The 20,203-nt window shown below is 59.0% G+C and carries 16 protein-coding genes; 7 read left to right on the forward strand and 9 right to left on the reverse strand.

Translation table 11 applies throughout. The features are described from left to right. Positions 1 to 6 precede the first annotated feature (6 nt). The 5 genes from mgtA to SLT36_RS17920 form a co-directional block, all read right to left on the reverse strand. Positions 7 to 2,610 carry a magnesium-translocating P-type ATPase gene (gene mgtA, locus SLT36_RS17900; protein ID WP_432283754.1) on the reverse strand — a complete coding sequence of 868 codons (2,604 nt, stop codon included), beginning with the start codon at positions 2,608 to 2,610 and terminating at the stop codon, positions 7 to 9. A 75-nt stretch (positions 2,611 to 2,685) separates the two neighbouring features. Continuing rightward, the gene (locus tag SLT36_RS17905) at positions 2,686 to 3,072 is read right to left on the reverse strand and encodes a hypothetical protein (protein WP_432283755.1); all 387 of its coding nucleotides are present in this window, start codon (positions 3,070 to 3,072) and stop codon (positions 2,686 to 2,688) included. 61 nt (positions 3,073 to 3,133) lie between these two features. Next, a complete protein-coding gene (locus SLT36_RS17910) occupies positions 3,134 to 4,081 on the reverse strand; it encodes an MgtC/SapB family protein (RefSeq protein ID WP_432283756.1) in 948 nt (315 codons plus the stop codon). Beyond that, positions 3,988 to 4,404 carry an MgtC/SapB family protein gene (locus SLT36_RS17915; protein ID WP_432283757.1) on the reverse strand — a complete coding sequence of 139 codons (417 nt, stop codon included), beginning with the start codon at positions 4,402 to 4,404 and terminating at the stop codon, positions 3,988 to 3,990. The genes SLT36_RS17910 and SLT36_RS17915 overlap by 94 nt, the downstream gene beginning before the upstream one ends. A 26-nt stretch (positions 4,405 to 4,430) precedes the next feature. Beyond that, positions 4,431 to 6,299, reverse strand: a complete 1,869-nt coding sequence (locus tag SLT36_RS17920) for a heavy metal translocating P-type ATPase (protein ID WP_432283758.1) — start codon at positions 6,297 to 6,299, stop codon at positions 4,431 to 4,433. 302 nt (positions 6,300 to 6,601) lie between these two features. On the opposite strand from SLT36_RS17920, the gene arcD reads away from it, so the two are divergent. From arcD to SLT36_RS17945, 5 genes are all read left to right on the forward strand, one after another. Continuing rightward, positions 6,602 to 8,071, forward strand: a complete 1,470-nt coding sequence (gene arcD / locus SLT36_RS17925) for an arginine-ornithine antiporter (RefSeq protein WP_432283759.1) — start codon at positions 6,602 to 6,604, stop codon at positions 8,069 to 8,071. A 20-nt stretch (positions 8,072 to 8,091) separates the two neighbouring features. Further along, positions 8,092 to 9,309, forward strand: a complete 1,218-nt coding sequence (locus SLT36_RS17930) for an arginine deiminase (protein ID WP_432283760.1) — start codon at positions 8,092 to 8,094, stop codon at positions 9,307 to 9,309. A gap of 12 nt (positions 9,310 to 9,321) precedes the next feature. After that, complete coding sequence (gene argF, locus SLT36_RS17935; protein WP_432283761.1) at positions 9,322 to 10,323, forward strand: ornithine carbamoyltransferase; 1,002 nt, start codon at positions 9,322 to 9,324, stop codon at positions 10,321 to 10,323. 1 nt (position 10,324) lies between these two features. Further along, a complete protein-coding gene (gene arcC, locus SLT36_RS17940) occupies positions 10,325 to 11,269 on the forward strand; it encodes a carbamate kinase (protein WP_432283762.1) in 945 nt (314 codons plus the stop codon). A gap of 71 nt (positions 11,270 to 11,340) precedes the next feature. Further along, positions 11,341 to 12,150, forward strand: a complete 810-nt coding sequence (locus SLT36_RS17945; protein WP_432283763.1) for a universal stress protein — start codon at positions 11,341 to 11,343, stop codon at positions 12,148 to 12,150. Between the two features lie 130 nt (positions 12,151 to 12,280). Here SLT36_RS17945 and groL read toward each other — a convergent pair whose 3' ends face one another. Together groL and SLT36_RS17955 are read right to left on the reverse strand one after the other, a co-directional pair. After that, positions 12,281 to 13,903: a chaperonin GroEL gene (groL, locus tag SLT36_RS17950; RefSeq protein WP_432283764.1), complete on the reverse strand. Its 1,623-nt coding sequence runs from the start codon at positions 13,901 to 13,903 to the stop codon at positions 12,281 to 12,283. Positions 13,904 to 13,952: 49 nt separating this feature from the next. After that, positions 13,953 to 14,297 carry a hypothetical protein gene (locus tag SLT36_RS17955; RefSeq protein WP_432283765.1) on the reverse strand — a complete coding sequence of 115 codons (345 nt, stop codon included), beginning with the start codon at positions 14,295 to 14,297 and terminating at the stop codon, positions 13,953 to 13,955. A 128-nt stretch (positions 14,298 to 14,425) separates the two neighbouring features. Here SLT36_RS17955 and SLT36_RS17960 point away from each other — a divergent pair, with 128 nt between their 5' ends. Next, a complete protein-coding gene (locus tag SLT36_RS17960; protein ID WP_432283766.1) occupies positions 14,426 to 17,152 on the forward strand; it encodes a GNAT family N-acetyltransferase in 2,727 nt (908 codons plus the stop codon). A gap of 4 nt (positions 17,153 to 17,156) precedes the next feature. On the opposite strand, the gene SLT36_RS17965 is transcribed toward SLT36_RS17960, so the two are convergent. Both SLT36_RS17965 and SLT36_RS17970 read right to left on the reverse strand, forming a co-directional pair. Next, positions 17,157 to 18,692 (reverse strand): AAA family ATPase, encoded by a 1,536-nt coding sequence (locus tag SLT36_RS17965; protein ID WP_432283767.1) that lies wholly within the window; start codon positions 18,690 to 18,692, stop codon positions 17,157 to 17,159. A gap of 51 nt (positions 18,693 to 18,743) precedes the next feature. After that, entirely contained in the window at positions 18,744 to 19,145 is a 402-nt protein-coding gene (locus tag SLT36_RS17970) for a c-type cytochrome (protein WP_432283768.1), read from the reverse strand. Positions 19,146 to 19,308: 163 nt separating this feature from the next. Between SLT36_RS17970 and SLT36_RS17975 the strand changes: the two genes are divergently transcribed. Then, the gene (locus SLT36_RS17975) at positions 19,309 to 20,145 is read left to right on the forward strand and encodes a universal stress protein (RefSeq protein ID WP_432283769.1); all 837 of its coding nucleotides are present in this window, start codon (positions 19,309 to 19,311) and stop codon (positions 20,143 to 20,145) included. Positions 20,146 to 20,203: the final 58 nt, after the last annotated feature.

Here is a 20,203-nt window from a genome sequence, read left to right on the forward strand (position 1 = left end):
CTCCGTTCACTGCGACCTGCTCGCCAATCCGCCAACAAGGGCACGCCTCGTTGGACTGTGCAGGCCAGTGTTAGAAATGCCAGAAGTCGCGAAGAACCGGACCTTCAACCACTCCGTCGCCATCACATATGCAAGGGTGATGTAGAGCAGTCCGCCCATGGTTGTAAAAGGTAGAGGCACGAACCCAAACCAGGCGGCCACGGGTGAATAGGACAGACTAACCGCAACGGCGCCGACGAGGATCGTAAGCGAGACAAGCATCCGACTGGGACGGCTTGCCCAAGCAGGCTTGTGGGTCCGAATGACCAGAACGATGGCAAGTTCGGTGAGTAACGATTCAGTGAACCAACCGGTCTGAAACACCGAAGCGTCGGCGTGAACCACAAACAATAGGAAGGCGAACGTTGCCGCGTCGAACAGGGAACTGACCAAACCGAAACGGATCATGAAGCGGCGAATGAAGGAGATGTCCCATCTCCTCGGCCGCCTGGTTTCATCTATGTCGACATTGTCGGTTGCGATCGCCAAAGACGGGAGATCGGAAAGAAAGTTGTTTAGCAGAATCTGCTTCGCCAAGAGGGGGAGAAAAGGCAGGAAAAGCGACGCAATGGCCATGCTGATCATGTTGCCGAAGTTCGCGCTTGTCGTGATGGCGATGTACTTCATTGTGTTGGCAAAGGTCTTTCGACCGTCGTCGATCCCCAACATGAGAACCCCAAGGTCCCGTTCGAGCAGAATGATATCGGCCGCCTCGCGCGCCACGTCGACGGCTTGATCCACCGAGATGCCGACATCGGCCTGGTGGAGTGCCGGCGCGTCGTTGATGCCATCCCCGAGGTAGCCGACAATCCGGCCTCGTCTCTTGAATGCTTCGACGATCCGTTCCTTCTGGTTGGGGTCGATCTCGGCAAAAATGTCGATGTCTTCGACACGCGCGAACAAGGCTTCCTTCGTCATGTGAACCAGTTCGCCGCCGGTCAATATCGCGTCGGGGGCTAGGCCTATAGCCTTGGCAAGATGTTTGGCAACGTGTCGGTCATCGCCACTGATCATTCGAACGGACACGCCGCGATTGGCGAGTTCCTTCAGTGCGTCAGCCGAGCTCTCCTTTGGAGGGTCGAAGAATAGTAGAAAGCCCGCGAGCGTGAGATCCATTTCATCGCCGCGGGTGAAACCTTCAGTCTTCAGAAACTGACGGACAGCCAGGGCAATAACGCGAAAGCCCTGTTCGCTCCACGACCGAACCTGTTCATCGATATCGGCCCGACGCTGATCGGAGAGTTTTTCAGCCGTGTGTCCGTCTGTCTCAGTCCCGCACACATCCAGCATCGTCCGGACCGCACCCTTGCAGATCATCAGCGAGCCGCCTTCGGCTCTGCGGACGATAACGGACAGGCGCTTGCGGGCGAAGTCGTAGGGAATCTCGTCGAGCTTGAACTCTTGCCCGTCCAAGGGCTGCTGCTCCTGAGTGCCGGCATCGACGATCGCTTCGTCGAGTGGATTCTTGATCCCAGTCTGGAGCGACGCGTTCAGTTTCGCCCAAGCAAGCAGTTGATCGGATGGCCGCCCACGCGAATCTACCCATCGGTCAAGCCGAATGGCTCCTTCGGTTAATGTCCCCGTCTTGTCGGTACACAGGACATCCATGCTGCCCAGGTTCTCAATTGCCTCGAGCCGTCGGACGATCACGCCATTCTTGGCCATGACCGCGGCCCCACGAGCGAGCGTCACGCTGATGATTGCAGGCAACAGTTCCGGGGTAAGGCCGACCGCCAGTGCAAGAGAAAAGAGCAGCGATTCTGCCAACGGTCTGTGGAGCAACAGGTTGACCACAAATACGACGATCACAATCGCCAGCATCACCTCGGTCATGAGGTATCCGAATCGCCGGATCCCCTTGGCAAAGCCGCTTTCCTCCACCCGCCTCTCGACTGCATCGGCGATGGCTGCGAACTCTGTGGCGCTTCCTGTTGCGACGGCGAGTACGGTGGCCGTGCCGCTGCGGACGGATGTCCCTGTGAAGACAGAATTCGTCCGTTGCCCCAGTGGCGTTTCTGCCCCGACCACTCCCATGGTTTTCAGGACGGGAAAGGATTCACCAGTCAGGACCGCCTCACTGACGTTGAAGTCTCGGGCATCGACGATGAGGCCGTCGGCAGCAATCATGTCCCCAGCGGATAACTTGAGAAGATCGCCGGGGACGACCTCATCTACGGCAACGTCGGTCTCGATACCATCGCGCAAGGTCCTGACTCTTCGAAGCAATTGACGCTTCAGGGCCAATGCGGCCTTGGACGCGCCGTATTCTTGCGTGAAGCCCAGGCCACAACTCGCCAACAGTATCAGGCAGATGATAATCGCTTCTTGCGCCTCTCCCATCAGAGACGACACTGCCGCGGCAAACATGAGTATGAGCACCAAAGGGCTGCGGACTTGCCGAAGCACCAGACGGAGCGCTTCTCCCCCCGAGCGGCCTTGAATGGCGTTGATTCCGTGAAGCGCACGACTTTGGTTCGCTTGCGCGGTGGTCAAACCGCCTGGGTTCGTGCCCAACGCGGTCATGACCTCCACCAGCGGTATCGACCAATAGGGATCACGCTGCGGCTTCATCGGCTCGCCCCTTCGAGGGTACTCCAGATGTCAGAGGGGACCGCTAGCACAACAGCGGGACGGCCAACTGAGATGTCACGGCCGCTCGACCCTGGCGACCTGGTAGGTATGCATGGCTTGTTGTCGTCCGATCGAGACGTATTCGCCGACAGTGAAACGTTCGTCGTTCAGGCGAAAGCCGATCTCATCGTCGCGGTCGCCTTCAGAATAGTCGAAATACCACTGCCCGCCCGGCTTTCGCCTCAGCAATCCAATGCGGTCTTCGCTCCCGTCGCCGAACTTTCGGACGCGGCAGAACGCCTGGTGTGTCTTCCAGTCGGCAGCATCAAGCCGACCTTCAGCATCGAGCGGGACAAGCAAATCGTATCCGACCTCTCGATCCCCGATGGGATGTCCCTTTTCGCGGGCCAGAAGCAGCCGCACGTTCCGAAAGCCAGGTGTCAAATCTGCCAACGAGGTCATAGCGCAATCCTCTATTTGCCCTGACATAGCGCTCGATCCCGCGGGACGGCATTGATCCGCGTCAAATTGACGACGACCAGGACATGGCACCCGTAAGGAAAAAGACAGCCGCGCCTAGCGCCATGGCTATGAGCGTCGCCAGAAGCATGCCTCCGGCAAAACGAACAGGTCCGGCAATCGCAGCCATTCCTATGCGCCCCAACGCATTCGCCGCAAGTGCTACCAGCACAGCCCAAGCAGCAGTCTGAGTGGAAGTCGGCCCCGCCACGAGGCGAAGAGCGCTCAGTACGGCAACGTCGACATCGAAGAGGCCGGAAAGCGTCGAGACCGCAAGCACCCCTCTGCTTCCAATCAAGCCTGCCATCCATGCACTTGCTACCGACGCAATTGAAAAGAGGACTGCAAACGCAAGCAATGGGTAGAGTTCGAACGGATTGCGCACCAGATCGCTATCGACCTTCTGATCACCGTAGGCTGACAAGAAGAAGCCACCCACGCAGCCGAACCCGACAGCGGCAGCGAGGGCTGATGTTGCAACGAGCCCGGCCACGGCCGGCTCCAGGACAAGGACCACGACGACCACTCGAATGATGGAGACGGCTGCTGCAAGACACGCTGCTCCAACCAATGTTAGCACGCCTCCCGAAGTCCTGGCGGAGCGAGCCAAGGCTATGGTGACCGCCGTCGATGAAACGACAGCGCCTGTCACGGAACTGACGACCAAACCACGCCTGGCTCCGAGAATGCGTACGGCGACATAGCCCGCGTACGAGATCCCGGCGATTAGAATGGTGAAGACCCAAACCTCGCGAGGATTGAAACCTCCCCATGGGTCAACCGCCTTGTCGGGCAACAGTGGCAGCACGACTGTAGTCATGACGGCTAGCACAAGTGCCGAGCGCAACTCGATCCAAGTCAGTCGCCGAAGCAGCCCGTGCAGAACCTCCCGGCTTGCCAGGGTCGCAGCCAAAACGCCGCCACCAGCTGCCGCGGCACGGTAGTCGCCCACGACAGCCAATGCCCCAGTGAGAAAACCCCCAGGCCCGCCACGACCCCGGTGACACTGAAGTCCTCGTCATGTGCCGCCTCCCGCGCTTTGTACCAAGACAGAACGGCGGCAAATCCAAGGAAGCCCGCGACCAGCACTGCCGGCGCTTGTACGGCTTGGCTGAGGGCAGCGATAACACCACCAAGAAGCCCAGAAATCCCGAATGTCCGAATGCCTGCAGTGCGGCTTCGATCAGGCGCGTTCCGTTCTTGCCACCCACGTTCGAGGCCAACCAGGAGCCCGATCGCCAGCGCAAGTCCGAGACGTGCTATTGCACCATCCATTGGTCACCTGCCATCGAAGCGGCTTGTCATTGGTATCCCATTTTGCGTTTCCCATGGTCGCCGAGTGCCCGCAAAGCATTGAGGATGACCGCTACGTCTATCGCCTCCTGAAGAAGCGCCCCAGAGACAGGCGAAAGAAAGCCAAAGGCCGCGGCGATCATCGCCAATGCAGATAGCCCGATGCCAGCCACGATGCTTTGTCTTGCGATCATGGTAGTCCGGCTCGCGATTTCAACCGCCGTCGCCACAGCCCCTAAGCTGTCTGTCAGGACGACCACATCTGCAGCCTCGGACGAGGCTGTTGCTCCGCGAGCACCCATCGCAACACCCACTGTGGCCATCGCTAGTGCTGGAGCATCGTTGATGCCGTCGCCGACCATCATCGTAGCTGCCTTGCTGCTCTCGGCATTCACAACAGCCACCTTGTCAGCGGGTGATGCGTCCGCAACGACAAGGTCCAGCGGGAGAGTGGCCGCTATCCGATTGGCGGCATCTGCATCATCGCCTGTCAGCATTATGCTGCGCCTCACGCCGGCATTCCGAAGCCGGGTCACGGCCGAAACAGCATCCGCCCGAAGGCCGTCGCCAAGAACCAAGACCGCCGCAAGGCGGCCCTCGACGGCCATGTACACAACAAGAACCGGATGGCCCTGATATCGGGACACCACCCGTTCCGCCCAAGCCGGGGGCGCTGAAGCCGCCAAGATTAGGGACCGGGAACCAGCGGAGACCCTGGTTCCTGAAATGGTTCCGATCAACCCCGACCCTCTATGCTCACAAACGCTATCAGGGCGCGTCAGGCTGAGCCCCCTGTTTCTAGCGAGGGCAACGATCGCGGAGGCGAGAACGTGGTGAGATGCCTGTTCTAGGGAACCCAACAAACTTAGAAGTTCATCTTCGTCTCTTCCCGGGGCACTTTGCATCTCGATCAGTTGAGCGCCGCCATGGGTGAGTGTGCCTGTCTTGTCGAAGATGGCAGTCCTTACTTTTGCGAGGGCTTCCAGCGCCGTGCTGCCCTTCATCAGAACACCCTGACGTGCCGCGCGGGAGACTCCGGCTATGAAAGCGATCGGCGCCGCGAGAATGAGCGGACACGGTGTTGCCACGACCAGGACGGCGAGTGCTCGCAACGGGTCACCTGAAACATGCCACGCAGCAGCTGCCACGATCAGCGTGAGGGGCAACAACACCAACGCAAATCGGTCGGCCATGCGGATGAATGGCGCTTTGGCAGTCTGAGCCGCCTCGACCATTCTGACGATGCCGGCATAGGTGCTTTCCGCTGCGACGGCAGTGGCGCGCATGTGAAACATTTCTCCTGCGTTCACTGTGCCGCTGCGGACTGCATCTCCCTGCTTGCATGCCTTTAAGAAAGGCTCCCCGGTGATGGCGGACTCGTCGATCCTGGTGTCATCATCAAGCAGCACGCCGTCGACGGGCAGCACCTCGCCGGCCCGAACCATCAATTCATCTCCAACCGAGACGCTCTCGATTGAAATGCTCTCGAGGACCTCGCCGCGGCGGCGATGAGCAATCCTCGGTGACCGGTCAGTCAAGGCCTTCAGGTCACTTTGGGCACGACCACGAGCATAGTCCTCAAGGACATTGCCCCCCATGTACATGATCGCGACAACTATTGCGGCCAAATCCTCACCGAGCCAAAGCGCCGCACTCATTGACACAAGAGCAATGACATCGACACCAAAACGACCAGCCCACAGATCTTGGACAATGGAGAGTGCGAGGGCGGCGATCACCGGGGCGCTTGCGAAGGCCCAAATGCTGTCAGCCAGATTTTCCATGCCGAGCTGAAAATGTGTCGCAAACCCAGCGGCGAGCCCTGAAACGGCGATAGCCAGTAAGATCTTTCTGAGCAAGGGTTCGTTGACGGGCATGTTCCCTCGATCGCTTTGCACGACAACAGGTACGAGTCTGCCGTCGGCATCCCGACTTCAGACGGCAGCCGCGTCCAGCCTACGTTCGAGTCACATTGCGACAAGATCGTCCGAGAGGACGCTACCTTTGGTTTGACTATCGGAGCGTTGCGCAAGCGCCTTGATCCACGTCAATTTGAACCCGCGCTCGCTCCGACCTCAAACCAAAACACTGCTCTCCAGCGATTTGACGCGCGTCAAAGCCGAACGGCCAATTGCAGCGCACTCTGCCAGCAATTGGTCTGCACTTTGGGAGACGCACCATGGCTGCCACAGACATCTCTTCCGCACCTAACTCCGCCGCCGCGACAGCAGACGGGACCAAGCTGCGCCTGGGCCCATTGACGGCCCTTGTCATCGGTTCGATGGTCGGATCCGGGGTGTTCAGCCTGCCGCAAAACATGGCCGCTGGCGCAGGTCCTCTCGCCATTGTGATTGGCTGGGCCATTACCGCCATCGGCATGCTGGCATTGGTGTTCGTCTATCAGTCTCTTGCGACCCGCAAGCCAGAACTTGATGCCGGGCCATATGCCTATGCAAAAGCAGGGTTCGGACCGTTCGTCGGCTTTAACAGCGCCTGGGGCTATTGGATCAGCGCCTGGGTCGGCAATGTTTCATACGCTGTGATCGTATTCAGTGCACTTTCCTACTTCTTTCCTGCCTTCGGCGATGGAAACACATGGCAGGCCGTAGTAGGCGCATCAGCCCTGCTGTGGGCAATCCATTTCCTCATCATGGCTGGCGTTCGGCAAGCTGCACTCGTCAACCTGATCGTGACGGCAGCCAAGATCGCTCCCATCGTCCTGTTCATCGGCATCGTCGTCGTGGCATTCAAGGTGGACGTATTCAATGCCGACTTCACTGGGCTTGGGAATACCAGCCTCGGTTCAATCATGAACCAGGTGAAGAGCACGATGCTGGTGACGTTGTGGGTATTCATCGGCATCGAAGGCGCCAGTGTCTTCTCGGCTCGCGCCGAGAAGCGCAGGGACATTGCCAAGGCCACCGTCTTTGGCTTCCTAGCCTGCCTTGCCCTCTACGCACTGGTGTCCCTGTTGTCGCTCGGCATCATCAGTCAGCCGCAACTGGCTGCACTGAAGAACCCCTCGATGGCAGGCGTTCTAGAGGCCGTGGTCGGTCCGTGGGGTGCCATACTTATCAATCTGGCATTGGTTGTTTCAGTGGTCGGCGCATTCCTGAGCTGGACGTTGCTCGCAGCTGAGGTGCCGCATATCGCGGGTAAAGACGGCACCATGCCGGCCTTCTTCGGTCATGAAAACGACCGTGGCGTTCCGTCCGTATCGCTCTTCGTGACCAACATTCTGGTACAAGCCTTCCTCATCATTACGCTGTTTGCGCAGAGCACCTACCAAGCTTTGTTCTTCATCGCTTCGACGGCTATCCTTGTCCCCTATATCTTCTCCGGTGCATACGCAGCAAAGCTGGCGATACAAGGCGACAGCTATGGTGCCGGCGAAAACCGTAATGCGCCTATGCTTATGGGGCTGTTGGCCACGGCTTACGGGCTGTGGCTCGTCTATGCCGCCGGGCTTTCGTACCTGTTCATGTGCGCCGTTCTCTACGCCCCAGGGATCGTCTTTTACGTCTGGGCACGTCGGGAAAACAGCCAACGGATCTTTCGACCTGCGGAAGCTGCGATCGCTGCCGTGTTGGTCGGGGTCGCCATCTATGCGGCGTACCAGATGTGGACGGGTGCGGTGAGCGCGCTCTGACAATTCCGAAAGGATCAGCCATGGCCGAACTCGGCGTTCATTCCGAAACCGGTCGGTTGCGCGAAGTCATCGTGCATCGCCCTGACCTCAGCCTCCGCCGCCTCACACCAGGGAACTGCAAGGCGCTTTTGTTCGATGACGTGCTATGGGTCCGGCGCGCACGTCAGGAGCACGACATTTTCGTGGATTCGCTCCGCGAGCGCGGCGTGACCGTGCACCTGTTCGGTGAGCTGTTGGCCGAGACTATGGCAATCCCTGAAGCTCGCGACTGGCTGCTCGACCGCAGGGTCGACGCTTCGGTGGTTGGCCATGACATGGTCAGCGAGCTTCGTGGCTGGCTCGACCCCATGCCCGCAGAGCAGCTTTCATCACTTCTTGTGGGCGGAATAATTCGCGCCGAACTGCCGTTCGACCCCACTGGCCTGACGGGCAAGACACTGCTTGCAGAAGACTTTGTACTACCTCCGCTGCCCAACCAACTTTTCACTCGCGACAGCTCCTGCTGGATCTATCGGTCCGTGTCAGTGAATCCGATGTATTGGCCAGCGCGCAAGCCGGAGGCAGTCAATGTCGAAGCGGTCTATCGTTTCCATCAGCGTTTTCGAGCCGCCGGCGTGGCCTTTGTTGCGCCTGAAAAGCCCGGTCTAAATGTGAGTCTGGAGGGCGGCGATGTCATGCCTATCGGCAATGGCGTGGTCCTTGTCGGAATGGGCGAACGAACAACTCCACAAGCCGTGGGCGGCCTCGCGCGAAACCTCTTTTCGGCGGGAGAAGCTACCCAGGTGATCGCGGCGCTTATGCCGCGCGATCGGTCCTTTATGCATCTCGATACTGTCTTTACCTTGTGCGACCGCGACCTCGCGACAATGTTCCCGGCCGTGGTCGGGCGGCTTCAGACTTTTTCGCTGCGCCCAGGTGAAGGCATCAATTCCGTCGATGTTGTCGAGGAGCGCAGGCCCTTCACGGAAGTGGTCACAGAGGCGCTCAATCTGAAAACCCTGCGCATCGTTGAAACTGGCGGTGACGCACCCGAAGCCGAGCGAGAGCAATGGGATGACGGCAACAACGTCGTTGCGATCGAGCCGGGTGTCGTCATCGGTTACGACCGCAACGTCTACACCAACACGCAGCTACGGCGCGCAGGCATCGAGGTCATAACGATCGAAGGCAGCGAGTTGAGCCGCGGCCGCGGTGGAGGCCATTGCATGACCTGCCCGATATCTCGAGATCCGAATTGAGAGGAGATCACCATGCCCGTAAATTTGCATGGGCGTAACGTCCTGACGCTTGATGATTTCTCCGGCGAGGAAATTCGATATCTGCTTCGGCTTGCCGCAGATCTGAAGGCCGCCAAGCAAGCGGGAACCGAAAAGCCGCGGCTGACACGCAAGAACATCGCCCTGATCTTTGAGAAAGATTCGACCCGCACCCGATCGGGCTTCGAGGTCGCGGCCTATGACCAGGGCGCGCACGTTACCTACATTGGGCCGTCAGGAAGCCATATCGGTCACAAGGAATCGATGAAGGACACCGCACGGGTGCTGGGCCGCATGTACGATGCCATCGAATACAGGGGCTATAGTCAGCACCAGGTCGAGTTGTTGGCGGCCTATGCGGGGGTCCCAGTCTACAACGGACTCACTGACGAAGCGCATCCAACCCAAATCCTCGCCGATTTCATGACGATCCGGGAATTCACCCACAAGCATCTCTCGGACATGACGATCGCATTCGTCGGAGAAGGCAGAGATAATGTTGCCCAGTCGCTGGCGATAGGTGCAAGCAAGCTTGGTATGGATATCCGGATCGCGTCTCCCCGAGAGCTGTGGCCCGACGATAAATTCTGCGCCCACGTAAAAGAGCTGGCCGAACGAAGAGGCGGCCAGTTCAGGATCGACGACGACGTCCAGGCCTGCGTCAAGGGAGCTGACTTCATCTACACCGACGTTTGGCTTTCTTTGGGTGAGGACGAAGGCGGCTGGGGCGAGCGGATCAAGTTGCTGACACCCTTTCGGGTCACCCGCGATCTGATGGCTGCGACAGGAAACCCTCACACCAAGTTCATGCATTGTCTGCCAGCGTTCCACGATACCGAGACGGCGGTCGGGGCGCATATCGAACGCGAATACGGCATTGACTGCATGGAGGTCGAGAATGCCGTTTTCGAGTCCGAGGCTTCGATCGTGTTCGATCAGGCGGAGAACCGCATGCATTCGATCAAAGCCATCCTCTTGGCAACGATCGGCAGCTGAAATGCGTATCGTTGTGGCGCTTGGAGGCAACGCCCTATTGAAGCGAGGCGAACCGATGACGGCAGAAAACCAGCGCGCCAACATCAGAAGAGCTGCCCGGTCACTCGCCGACCTCGTGAGCCAGGGCCATGCCCTAGTGATCACTCATGGAAACGGTCCGCAGGTCGGGCTGCTTGCCCTGCAGGCGGCCGCGTCTTCGAGCGAGCCATTTCCACTGGACGTGCTCGACGCAGAAAGTGCAGGAATGATCGGCTATGTTCTTCAACAGGAACTTGGCAACGTCATGAGAGATCGGCATTTCGCCACCCTTCTCACCCAGGTCAAAGTCAATCCGCACGACCCTGCCTTCAGCAAGCCGACGAAACCGATCGGACCAATGTATGATAAGGTGATGGCGACAAAGCTGGCTGCCGAACGGGGCTGGCACATCGCGCCTGACGGCGAGAAGTGGCGGCGTGTCGTTGCCTCGCCGAAACCGCTTGAAATCCTGGAAGTCCAGGTGATCAGCTTCCTGACCGAGGGCGGCGTGACCGTTATCTGCGCCGGCGGGGGAGGCATTCCGGTAGTCGAGCTGAGCGACGGAAGCCTAGCCGGGATCGAAGCAGTCATCGATAAGGATTTGGCATCTTCCCTGCTGGCGCGACAGCTTGATGCGGACTTCTTGCTCATGCTGACGGACGTAGATGCTGCCTACGAAAATTGGGGGACGCCACGCGCTCGCCCCCTCGATCAGGTCAGTGTTTCCGAGCTCTCGCTGGATGACTTCGCTCCTGGCTCGATGCGTCCGAAAATGGCCGCGGCCATCGAGTTCGCGCATGCAACAGGTCGGCCTGGCGCAATCGGACGTCTCGAAGACGCTTCGGCCATCGTGGCCGGAACCAGGGGCACCCGGATTCACGCGCATGACGTGGCGCACAATCCATCTTCGACAGGGATTGGCAATTGATCCGCGTCAAGGCGTTCACCCCTGCTTGCGCCATTGTGGATCGAGTTGAATCCTGATTTCGAGGCGCAGAAATGAGCTACAAATCCGTCCTTGTGAACATCGATATCGACGGACCGGTCATTCCGATTGTGACGGTGGCAATCGATATCGCGAGATCCCACGACGCAAGACTAATTGGTCTCTGTGGGGCCGACGCACCGCTGCCTATGGCTGGGGTCATGACAGCGGAAGCATGGCAACAGATGCGGGACAACGTCGAGAAGCGCTTCACGAAAGTGCGGGCAGAGTTTGAGCGGTTGACCACGGGATCGGTGCGGACCGAATGGCGGCAGAGCCTGACCAGCCCCACCTATGCAGTCGTCCAGGCAGCCCAGTCAGCGGACCTCATCGTCATGGCGGCTTCAGAGGGCGCGGCTACCGGGGATTCCTATAGGCACGCCAGTCCCGCGAGTGTCGTTCTTCGTGCGGGCCGTCCGGTTTTGGTCGTGCGCGACAAGGTGGAGCAGTTTGGTGCCGAGCGCATCGTTGTGGCATGGAAGGACACACGCGAAGCCCGACGCGCCGTAGCCGACGCACTGCCTATGCTTGTCGCGGCCAAAGAAGTGACGGTGGTGACCGTGACGGCTGAGGCAGATCAAGTCATTCGAGATGGCCTAAACAATGTAGTCGCTTTCCTGGCGGAACATGGCATCAAAGCCACGCCAAGATTGATCGAAAGCCCCGATGAATATCTCATGTTGTTCAATTTCATCGACCGTAGCGGTGCTGACCTCGTGGTGTCGGGCGCGTACGGGCACAGCCGATTGAGAGAGTGGGCGTTTGGTGGGGTCACGCGCGCATTGCTCGATGAGGCCCGGCTCAATCGGTTCTTGTCAAGTTGAGAGCATTTCGCCCAACTGGCTGCGAGGATCGAAAGCCCAAGAAGAGCGGCTTTCGGTCCTTCTTCGTTGAAGAGTTTCGTCGGCAGTTATTGAGCGTCCGCTGACAGCTGAACATTAGTCAGCGCACCGACTACATCGACATGTTCGTGTCGGTCGGTCGAACTCCCTTTTCTTCGGGAATCTCCGTCATCGTGGCTTCGGTCAGCAGCAACGTGCTAGCTACCGAAACTGCATTTTCCAACGCAATGCGCACGACCTTGGTCGGATCGATGATACCCGCCTCGACGAGATCGACATACTGCTTGCGACCAGCGTCAAAGCCGAAATTGTCTTTCCCTTCCAGCATTCTCGCAACGACGACACCACCATCGACTGCGGAATTCTCCGCTATCTGGCGCACCGGAATTTCGAGCGCCCGTTTCAAGATCTGCACTCCCGTACGCTCATCGCCGTCAACGAGCTTCTCTTCCTCCTCGACAGCCGTCGTACAGCGCAGAAGTGCAAGCCCGCCACCGGGAACGATGCCCTCTGCGATAGCTGCCTTGGTGGCGCTGATTGCGTCGTCCAAGGCCTCTTTTCGTGACTTCATCTCGGACTCGGTGGGAGCCCCCACCTTGATTACCGCAACGCCCCCAGTGAGCTTTGCGAGCCGCTCCTGCAGCTTTTCGCGATCATAATCGCTGGTGGTGTTCTCTATCTCCCGGCGAATCTGCTCGATCCTGGCATCAATTACCTTGCGCTTTCCGCCGCCGCCTACGATTGTCGTGTTTTCCTTGTCGCACACGACGCGGCGGGCACGGCCGAGTTGCTCGACCGAGACATTTTCAAGCTTGATACCCAACTGCTCCGAGATGAGCTGTCCTCCCGTCAGAACTGCGATATCCTCAAGCATTGCCTTACGCCTGTCGCCGAAACCTGGCGCCTTGACGGCACAGCTCTTCAGTGTCCCGCGGATGTGGTTGACGATGAGCGTCGCAAGAGCATCTCCCTCAACCTCCTCGGCCACGATCAGAAGAGGCGCGCCGGACTTGGCCACGGCCTCGAGAAGCTTAACCAGATCGTTCAGCGTACCGATCTTGCGGTCCACGACCATTACAAGCGCGTCCTCAAGGACCGCCTCCATCTTCTCCGTATCAGTCGCGAAATATGGTGAAAGGTAACCACGGTCGAACTGCATGCCCTCGACCACGTCGAGAACTGTCTCCGTCGTCTTTGCCTCTTCAACGGTGATGACACCGTCATCGCCGACTTTCTCCATGGCCGCTCCAATCAGTTCGCCAATCCCGGCATCATTGTGCGCCGAGATCGCAGCGACCTGTTCCCTTTCCCATCGGGTCTGAACCGGTTTGGAAGCTGCCTTCAATGCTTCGATCGCTCTTTTCGCAGCGCGATCGAGACCTCGCTTGATATCGATGGCGCTGGCACCTGCCACGACGTTTCGAACGCCATCAGCGAGCATCGCTTGAGCAAGAATGGTCGAAGTGCTGGTTCCGTCACCCACCATCTCGCCCGTTTTTTCGGCTGCCTGCCTGAGCATCCGGGCTCCGAGATTTTCCTCCGGATCCCTGAGGTCGAACTCTTTGGCGATCGTAACGCCATCATTGCAGACTATTGGCGGACCCCATTTTGCCTCGATCAGAACCGACTTCGAACGCGGTCCGAGTGTAACTCGAACCGCGTCGGCGAGCTGGGCAGCGCCTCGCAATATCTTCTCGCGAGCCTCCGAACGGAACAACACTTGTTTGTGAGCCATTGCGTGATCCTTTTGAAGGTCTGGAGATTGCCGGATCCGTCAGGATGCTTCACTTGGTCGTCGGCGATTTCTGGGCATTGCCACCCATCATCCCAGTGCCGCATCCGGATGGCATGTGTTCCCATTCGGAATCTTTTGGCAGGGTGATCCCCAGTTCCGCTGCGCGTTTCTGCATGGCCTCGTGGTGCTCAGCCCGGATAGCGTCGCATTCCTCGTCGGACTTCGCGCTACGCATCCGGTCCATCATCGTGGCCATCTCATCCGCGGACATCATTTGATGACCTTGGAACATCAACGGGCCACGCATCTGGGCCAGAGTCCCTGGGACTTCGCTGGTCAGGGCAACAATCGCGACTGCCGCACCCAGCATGAGCTTGGTGAGCTGCATGTTCATTTGGTTCCTCCTTTTTCACAAATGAAGCACGGGTTGACCCGACGAGCCTTGATGCATGTCAATCTGGACGGCGACATCGGGAATTGATCTAGGGCAATGCGTCCTGCAACGCGGAGCCGTACTGGTCCATGGAGGAGGAAGTCGCTTTGACCATCCGCAACCTGGAATTCGTTCTGCATCCCAGATCGATCGCCATATTCGGCGCATCGACCCGGCCCGGCTCGGTAGGCGCGGTGGTCATAGAAAACATTGTCCAGGGAGGGTTCGAAGGACCGATCTGGCCAGTCAATCCAAAGCATCGTGAGATCGCGGGCAGACCTTGCTATCGAACCGCCAAAGAACTTCCCGAGGCACCCGATCTCAGCGTGATCGTTACCCCTGCCGAAACGGTTCCAGGCATTGTCCGGGATCTCGGCAACATAGGCAGCAAGGCGGCTGTCGTAATCACTGCCGGCCTGACGATGGAAAACGGCCTCAAGCAGGCAATGCTCGAGGCCGCAAAGCCCAATCTGTTTCGAATAGTGGGGCCCAATACGCTTGGCTTGCTCACGCCCAAGCTGAAACTCAACGCCAGCTTTTCGCATTGCAATGCCTCCACGGGCGGCATCGCGCTGCTTTCCCAGTCCGGGGCGATCGTGACAGCGCTGGTAGACTGGTCACTCGACAACAATGTCGGCTTTTCCCACATCGTGTCCATGGGCGACATGGCCGATGTTGATGTTGGCGACTACCTCGACCTGCTCGCCAGTGACCCCTCCACGCATGCGATCCTGATGTACCTGGAAACTATCCCCCATCCGCGGAAATTCATGTCGGCTGCACGGGCGGCAGCTCGGCTCAAACCGGTGGTCGCGATAAAATCAGGCCGACATGATCAGGCTGCGAAGGCGGCGATGACACACACTGGAGCACTTGCCGGGGGTGACCGCGCGGTCAGCGCTGCTTTCACCCGGGCGGGAATTCTTCGCGTCGGAGGCCTCATTGAGCTGTTCGATGCGGCAGAGATGCTAGCTCTTCTGGGGCCGCTTCAACAAACCCGCCTGGGCATCGTAACCAATGGCGGCGGTGCCGGAGTCCTCGCGGTCGACGAGTTGCTTGATCGCCGTTGTGAACTCGCTGCGTTCTCTCCCGCGACGATCGAACGCCTGAACGCCTGCCTGCCGTCGACCTGGTCGAAAGGAAACCCGGTAGACATCATCGGTGACGCATCGCCACATCGATATACCGAAGTCATTCAAGCCGTGGCAGCCGACCCCGGAACCGATGCCCTGATGGTTCTCAATTGTCCGACTGGCCTCGCCTCTTCGACCGATGCGGCATTGGCCGTTTCTTCAATCGCCCGAAGCGGAAAGATAGACGGAAAGCCGTTGATCACCTGCTGGCTTGGAGAAAGCACGGCACGACAGGGGCGGCACCTTTTGCAGAACGCCGGGGTCCCGAGTTTCGAGACTCCGGCTGAGGCAGCTCAGGCAGCATCATATCTCAACGAGTGGTCGCGAGCCCAGGCCGCATTGATGCGAGTGCCGCCGGAGTCCGGGAGCGCTCACATGGCTGACCGCTCCCACGCGACAGCAATCTTCCGGGCGGCTGCGGCTGATGGACGGCAAATGTTGACGGAGGCCGAAGCGAAGGAGGTGATCGCGGCATATGGCATTGCAACGCCAAAGACCGTAGTCGCAAAGTCACCCGCAGATGTCGAGAAGGCTGCGGCAGCTATGCTCCTGAGTGCCGACAAGGTCGTCGTCAAGCTTGTGTCCAGGGACATCTCTCACAAATCAGACGTTGGCGGGGTGGCTCTCGACCTGGGTTCTGCTGAAGCTGCGCGGGATGCCGCCGAGGCCATCTGCCTTCGCATACAGCACTCTGCGCCTGATGCGTCGGTGGACGGTTTCACTGTCCAGCCCATGATTAGCAGACGGAGCGGATACGAACTGCTCGTAGGCATCCATCAAGACCCGATTTTCGGGCCTGTGATTATGTTCGGAAGCGGCGGCGTTGCCGTTGAATTGCTTGACGACACGGCAGTGTCTTTGCCTCCGCTCGACGACGTATTGGCCGGAGATCTCATCGACAATACGCGGGCAGGCCGATTGTTGGCCGGATATCGTGATCGCGAACCAGCCAATCGAGCCGCCATATTGGCCGCCTTGGACAGCGTCTCGCGACTGATCGTCGATTTCCGCTGCATCAAGTCACTGGACATCAATCCGCTGCTGGCGGACCGCGAGGGAGCGACTGCCCTGGATGCCCGCGTCCAGTTCGATCCAGCCTTGATCGAGGACCCCGCACCCAATGCCGATCTCGTCATTCGTCCATATCCATCAAAGTGGGAGCGAGACATCGAGGTCAAAGGGCAGCGATACATCATCCGGCCGATCAAGCCGACAGATGTCGCTCTCTATCCGGCATTCCTGGCTAAGGTCACGCAGGAAGACATGCGGCTACGATTTCTCAGTCCTCGCAAGCATTTTCCAGACCAGATGCTAAAGCGGATGACCCAGCTCGACTACGACCGCGAGATAGCCTTCGTAGTCATTGCGCGTGGTGGTGACGAGCTTGCCGGCATCGGTCGCCTCTCATGCGACCCGGATCATGTCGTCGCAGAATATGCGCTGCTCGTCCGAACGGATCTGCAGGGCCAGGGCATCGGCTGGGGATTGCTCAACCAACTTATCGACTATGCCCGTGAGGACGGAATCTCCAAGATCGAAGGCATGATGCTTGCCGAGAACCGCAAGATGCTGTCGATGTGCCGCGTCCTGGGATTTATGATCCAGCATGACGTCGATGACCCCGGCCTCTGCCGGGCATCGCTGCGGCTGAAACCTCGCGCGAATGCTGAAGCCAACGACTGACAGTTCAGCAGGAAACCCCGCGATCCGTGGCGACCAGAATATCTGAGACAACGCCGGCAGGTGTCTGGGCGGCATTCAGTCTTTGCCAGCCGACATCGGCAACCGACCTGCGAAGCTGACGCGACAGCACGTCCACCGTCGCATCTGACACGCCCCCACTTCGCTCGCTCACCCGCGACCAAAGCAGGTTGGCATCGGCCTCCAACCAAAATCCCGCAAACGGCACCCCCCGTTCTGTAGCGCAGAGTTCCATTCTGTTCCTGTCTTTCTGACGCTCGAAAACGGCATCTGCCACCACCGACGCCCCCTGCGACAGGATAAGTCCTGCACGCCAGGCCATCTCCGCATAAACGCGCTCGGAAACTTCGGGAGCATAGGCCCTTTCAGGCAGCCGGGTTTCGGGTGCCACACCATGAAGGATTTTCCGAATGCGATCACTTTCGACGATGCGTGCGCCTGGCGGAGCTCCAATATGCGCTGCAAGCGCTTCCGCGACCGTCGTCTTGCCGGAGCCGCTAAGGCCACCGATCGCCACGAGACGGGGCGGGCAAGCGGCCAGAAGCTGACGCGCGAGCTTGAAGTACGATCGTGCATCCGCTGCAAGTCGCGTCTTTTGGGGCCCGCCTTCTTCGGCCTGCGTGGCAGTGACGTGCGCGCGTACAGCGGCACGGATTGCCATTAGCAGCGGCAGGAGCACGAAACCGTCCTCATCGTCTGCTTCATCGAGATAGCGGTTCGTAACCAGGTTGGAAAACTCGGGCAGCCCCCGATGCCAAAGGTCCATCAACAAAAACGCAAGGTCGTAGAGGACATCGACGGTAGAGATGTCGTCGTTGAACTCGATGCAGTCGAACAGACGTGGCTTGCCCTGGAAGAGGCAGATGTTGCGCAAGTGAAGGTCGCCATGGCATCGACGCACCTTTCCATGTCGTTCCCGACTGTCTAGCAGGCCCGCCTGCCGTTGTAGGGCTGTCCGGAAGAGGCCATCGAACTCCTCGACCTCGGATCTGGAGAACACATGGCTCGTGCCAAACCCTGCAAGATTGATGTCGAGCACGCGCTGAAGATTGGCAGTACCTCCGCAGCCATGGGACACAGGCGCATCACGATGGAATCTAATGATCGTATGGGCAACGCCGGTCATCAGTTGCGGTGTCAATTCATCTGCCACTGCCATCTTGTCGAGCAAGGCAGATTGATCGAAACGACGCATCTCGACCACAGCGTCAATGAGATCTCCCGTTCCATCAAACTCCAGGCCGCCGTCAGGTCTTCGCGTCAACCGTCTCACCCCGAGATAAAGCTCCGGTGCCGTCTTTGAGTTGCGTTCCACCTCCAGCTGACAAACAGCGAGCCTGCGATCGGCCGATGAGAAGTCCACGTACGGAAGCTGCACCGCCCGCTTCATCTTGAACGCGCGATCTCCTGCAAGGAAAACGCGGGAAATGTGCGTCTCAATCATTTCCACGGGCCGCGGATCACCATGGCTGGTGGCATCCATCAAGAAATCGACTGCTGCGACCTGATTATCGGTGATCATTATCCATGCCCTCGATCCGTCCTGTGGCCTCAGGAAGCAACGCTTCCGTTTTCACCTCTGCAGGCTCTCGATGAACGTTGCCAGCTCGTGAATTCTCTCCTGCGTCACGACGGGTCCGTCATCCGGACCATAAAGACGTTTGTCGCTTAGAAGGAATTGCTGCCCCCAGACTGGCATGTCGCGCTCGCCATGGCCTGGAACAACATAGCGGCCGTCAATTGTTGCCATCACACGCCGATACGGAAACTCTTCACCGTTCTTTTCGGCAAGTCGCGTCAGATCAGTCGGCGCGCTTCGTAATTCCGCAGCCAAAGGACCATCGCCCCGCCCGCCACTTCCATGGCAGGGCGCGCATGAATTTAGAAACTCAGTTTCCCCGTAGCTCATCTCTTGAGCATGAAGAGAAATTGAGCTGCCTGAAATCAATACAGCGACTGTGATCAAGCGTTTCATATGGCGACCTCAGCCCATCGGGTTGGAGCCTAATGTCCCGGTCATGCGAAACCTTGATACGGATCAAATCACATGCGCTTTCAAGAATTGACGTAGAGCAAGGAATGTTCCGATCCTGGGCGGTATCAGAAGACCTGGTTTCAATTGACTGAGGATTCAAGCCATGGCCTTCAAGACAATTCTAACGGTTACGGGCACCCACCGCGGCGACAACGACATCAAGTTGGCCGCCTCCTTGTGCGCGGAGGTGGACGCTCATCTTTCCGTGCTTGCCGTGACGCTCGCGGCACCCCCGCCCATCGGCGACTACGCGGCGCCGATGTCCGATGCCTGGATGGAAGAGCGGCGCGCCGATCTCGAGCGGCTTGATACGAGGACAGCCGAGGTCACGCGAGTACTTGCCGGCGCTGCGATTTCCGCGGATGTTACCAACGCCTATCCTGAAATGGCCTGGGCCGACGAGATCATCGGACGGCGCGCGCGATATGCTGATCTGACCTTCGTCGGTCCGGATCTGCTGTCAGGAGGAACGCTCAGGGACAAGACGATTGAGGGTGCGCTCTTCTCGTCGGGCAAGCCAATGCTGTTGTCGTCCGAGGGCAGCAAGCCGACGCTGCGGCCCAGAAAGGTGATGGTTGCATGGGATTCGCGCATTGAAGCCTCGCGGGCAGTTCGGGAGGCTATCGACATCCTGAAGGCAGCAGACGACGTACATCTGGTCCTCGTCGATCCGCTTGAGGGTGAAGGCCGTCAGGGCGACGAACCCGGGGCGGATGTTGCGACCTATCTGGCCCGCCACGGCGCAAAGGTTACTGTCGACAGGTTGCCGAGTTCAGGGCAAAAAGTCGCCGATGTGCTGAAGCGGCATGCCTCGGACATGTCCGCTGAACTGATCGTGATGGGCGCATACGGCCACTCCCGCCTGCGTGAGAAGATCTTCGGCGGCGTTACCAAATCGATCCTGGAAGACGTTTCAATCCCGGTATTGATGGCACGCTGAACTTAAGCTGCGAGGTCGGTGAGAGATCGAACCGACCTCGCGCATCAGATTCCACTGC

Source organism: Aminobacter sp. BA135 (assembly GCF_050859125.1).
GTDB classification, from domain to species: Bacteria; Pseudomonadota; Alphaproteobacteria; order Rhizobiales; family Rhizobiaceae; genus Aminobacter; species Aminobacter ciceronei.

What these genes read in the sequence shown, in the direction of transcription:
- SLT36_RS17920 (WP_432283758.1), bottom strand. Translation starts at nt 6,299, where the DNA reads ATGCCCGTCAACGAACCCTTGCTCAGAAAGATCTTACTGGCTATCGCC.
- SLT36_RS17970 (WP_432283768.1), bottom strand. Translation starts at nt 19,145, where the DNA reads ATGAAACGCTTGATCACAGTCGCTGTATTGATTTCAGGCAGCTCAATT.
- arcC (WP_432283762.1), top strand. Translation starts at nt 10,325, where the DNA reads ATGCGTATCGTTGTGGCGCTTGGAGGCAACGCCCTATTGAAGCGAGGC.
- SLT36_RS17915 (WP_432283757.1), bottom strand. Translation starts at nt 4,404, where the DNA reads ATGGATGGTGCAATAGCACGTCTCGGACTTGCGCTGGCGATCGGGCTC.
- SLT36_RS17975 (WP_432283769.1), top strand. Translation starts at nt 19,309, where the DNA reads ATGGCCTTCAAGACAATTCTAACGGTTACGGGCACCCACCGCGGCGAC.
- SLT36_RS17945 (WP_432283763.1), top strand. Translation starts at nt 11,341, where the DNA reads ATGAGCTACAAATCCGTCCTTGTGAACATCGATATCGACGGACCGGTC.
- SLT36_RS17965 (WP_432283767.1), bottom strand. Translation starts at nt 18,692, where the DNA reads ATGATCACCGATAATCAGGTCGCAGCAGTCGATTTCTTGATGGATGCC.
- SLT36_RS17930 (WP_432283760.1), top strand. Translation starts at nt 8,092, where the DNA reads ATGGCCGAACTCGGCGTTCATTCCGAAACCGGTCGGTTGCGCGAAGTC.
- mgtA (WP_432283754.1), bottom strand. Translation starts at nt 2,610, where the DNA reads ATGAAGCCGCAGCGTGATCCCTATTGGTCGATACCGCTGGTGGAGGTC.
- arcD (WP_432283759.1), top strand. Translation starts at nt 6,602, where the DNA reads ATGGCTGCCACAGACATCTCTTCCGCACCTAACTCCGCCGCCGCGACA.
- SLT36_RS17905 (WP_432283755.1), bottom strand. Translation starts at nt 3,072, where the DNA reads ATGACCTCGTTGGCAGATTTGACACCTGGCTTTCGGAACGTGCGGCTG.
- groL (WP_432283764.1), bottom strand. Translation starts at nt 13,903, where the DNA reads ATGGCTCACAAACAAGTGTTGTTCCGTTCGGAGGCTCGCGAGAAGATA.
- argF (WP_432283761.1), top strand. Translation starts at nt 9,322, where the DNA reads ATGCCCGTAAATTTGCATGGGCGTAACGTCCTGACGCTTGATGATTTC.
- SLT36_RS17955 (WP_432283765.1), bottom strand. Translation starts at nt 14,297, where the DNA reads ATGAACATGCAGCTCACCAAGCTCATGCTGGGTGCGGCAGTCGCGATT.
- SLT36_RS17960 (WP_432283766.1), top strand. Translation starts at nt 14,426, where the DNA reads ATGGAGGAGGAAGTCGCTTTGACCATCCGCAACCTGGAATTCGTTCTG.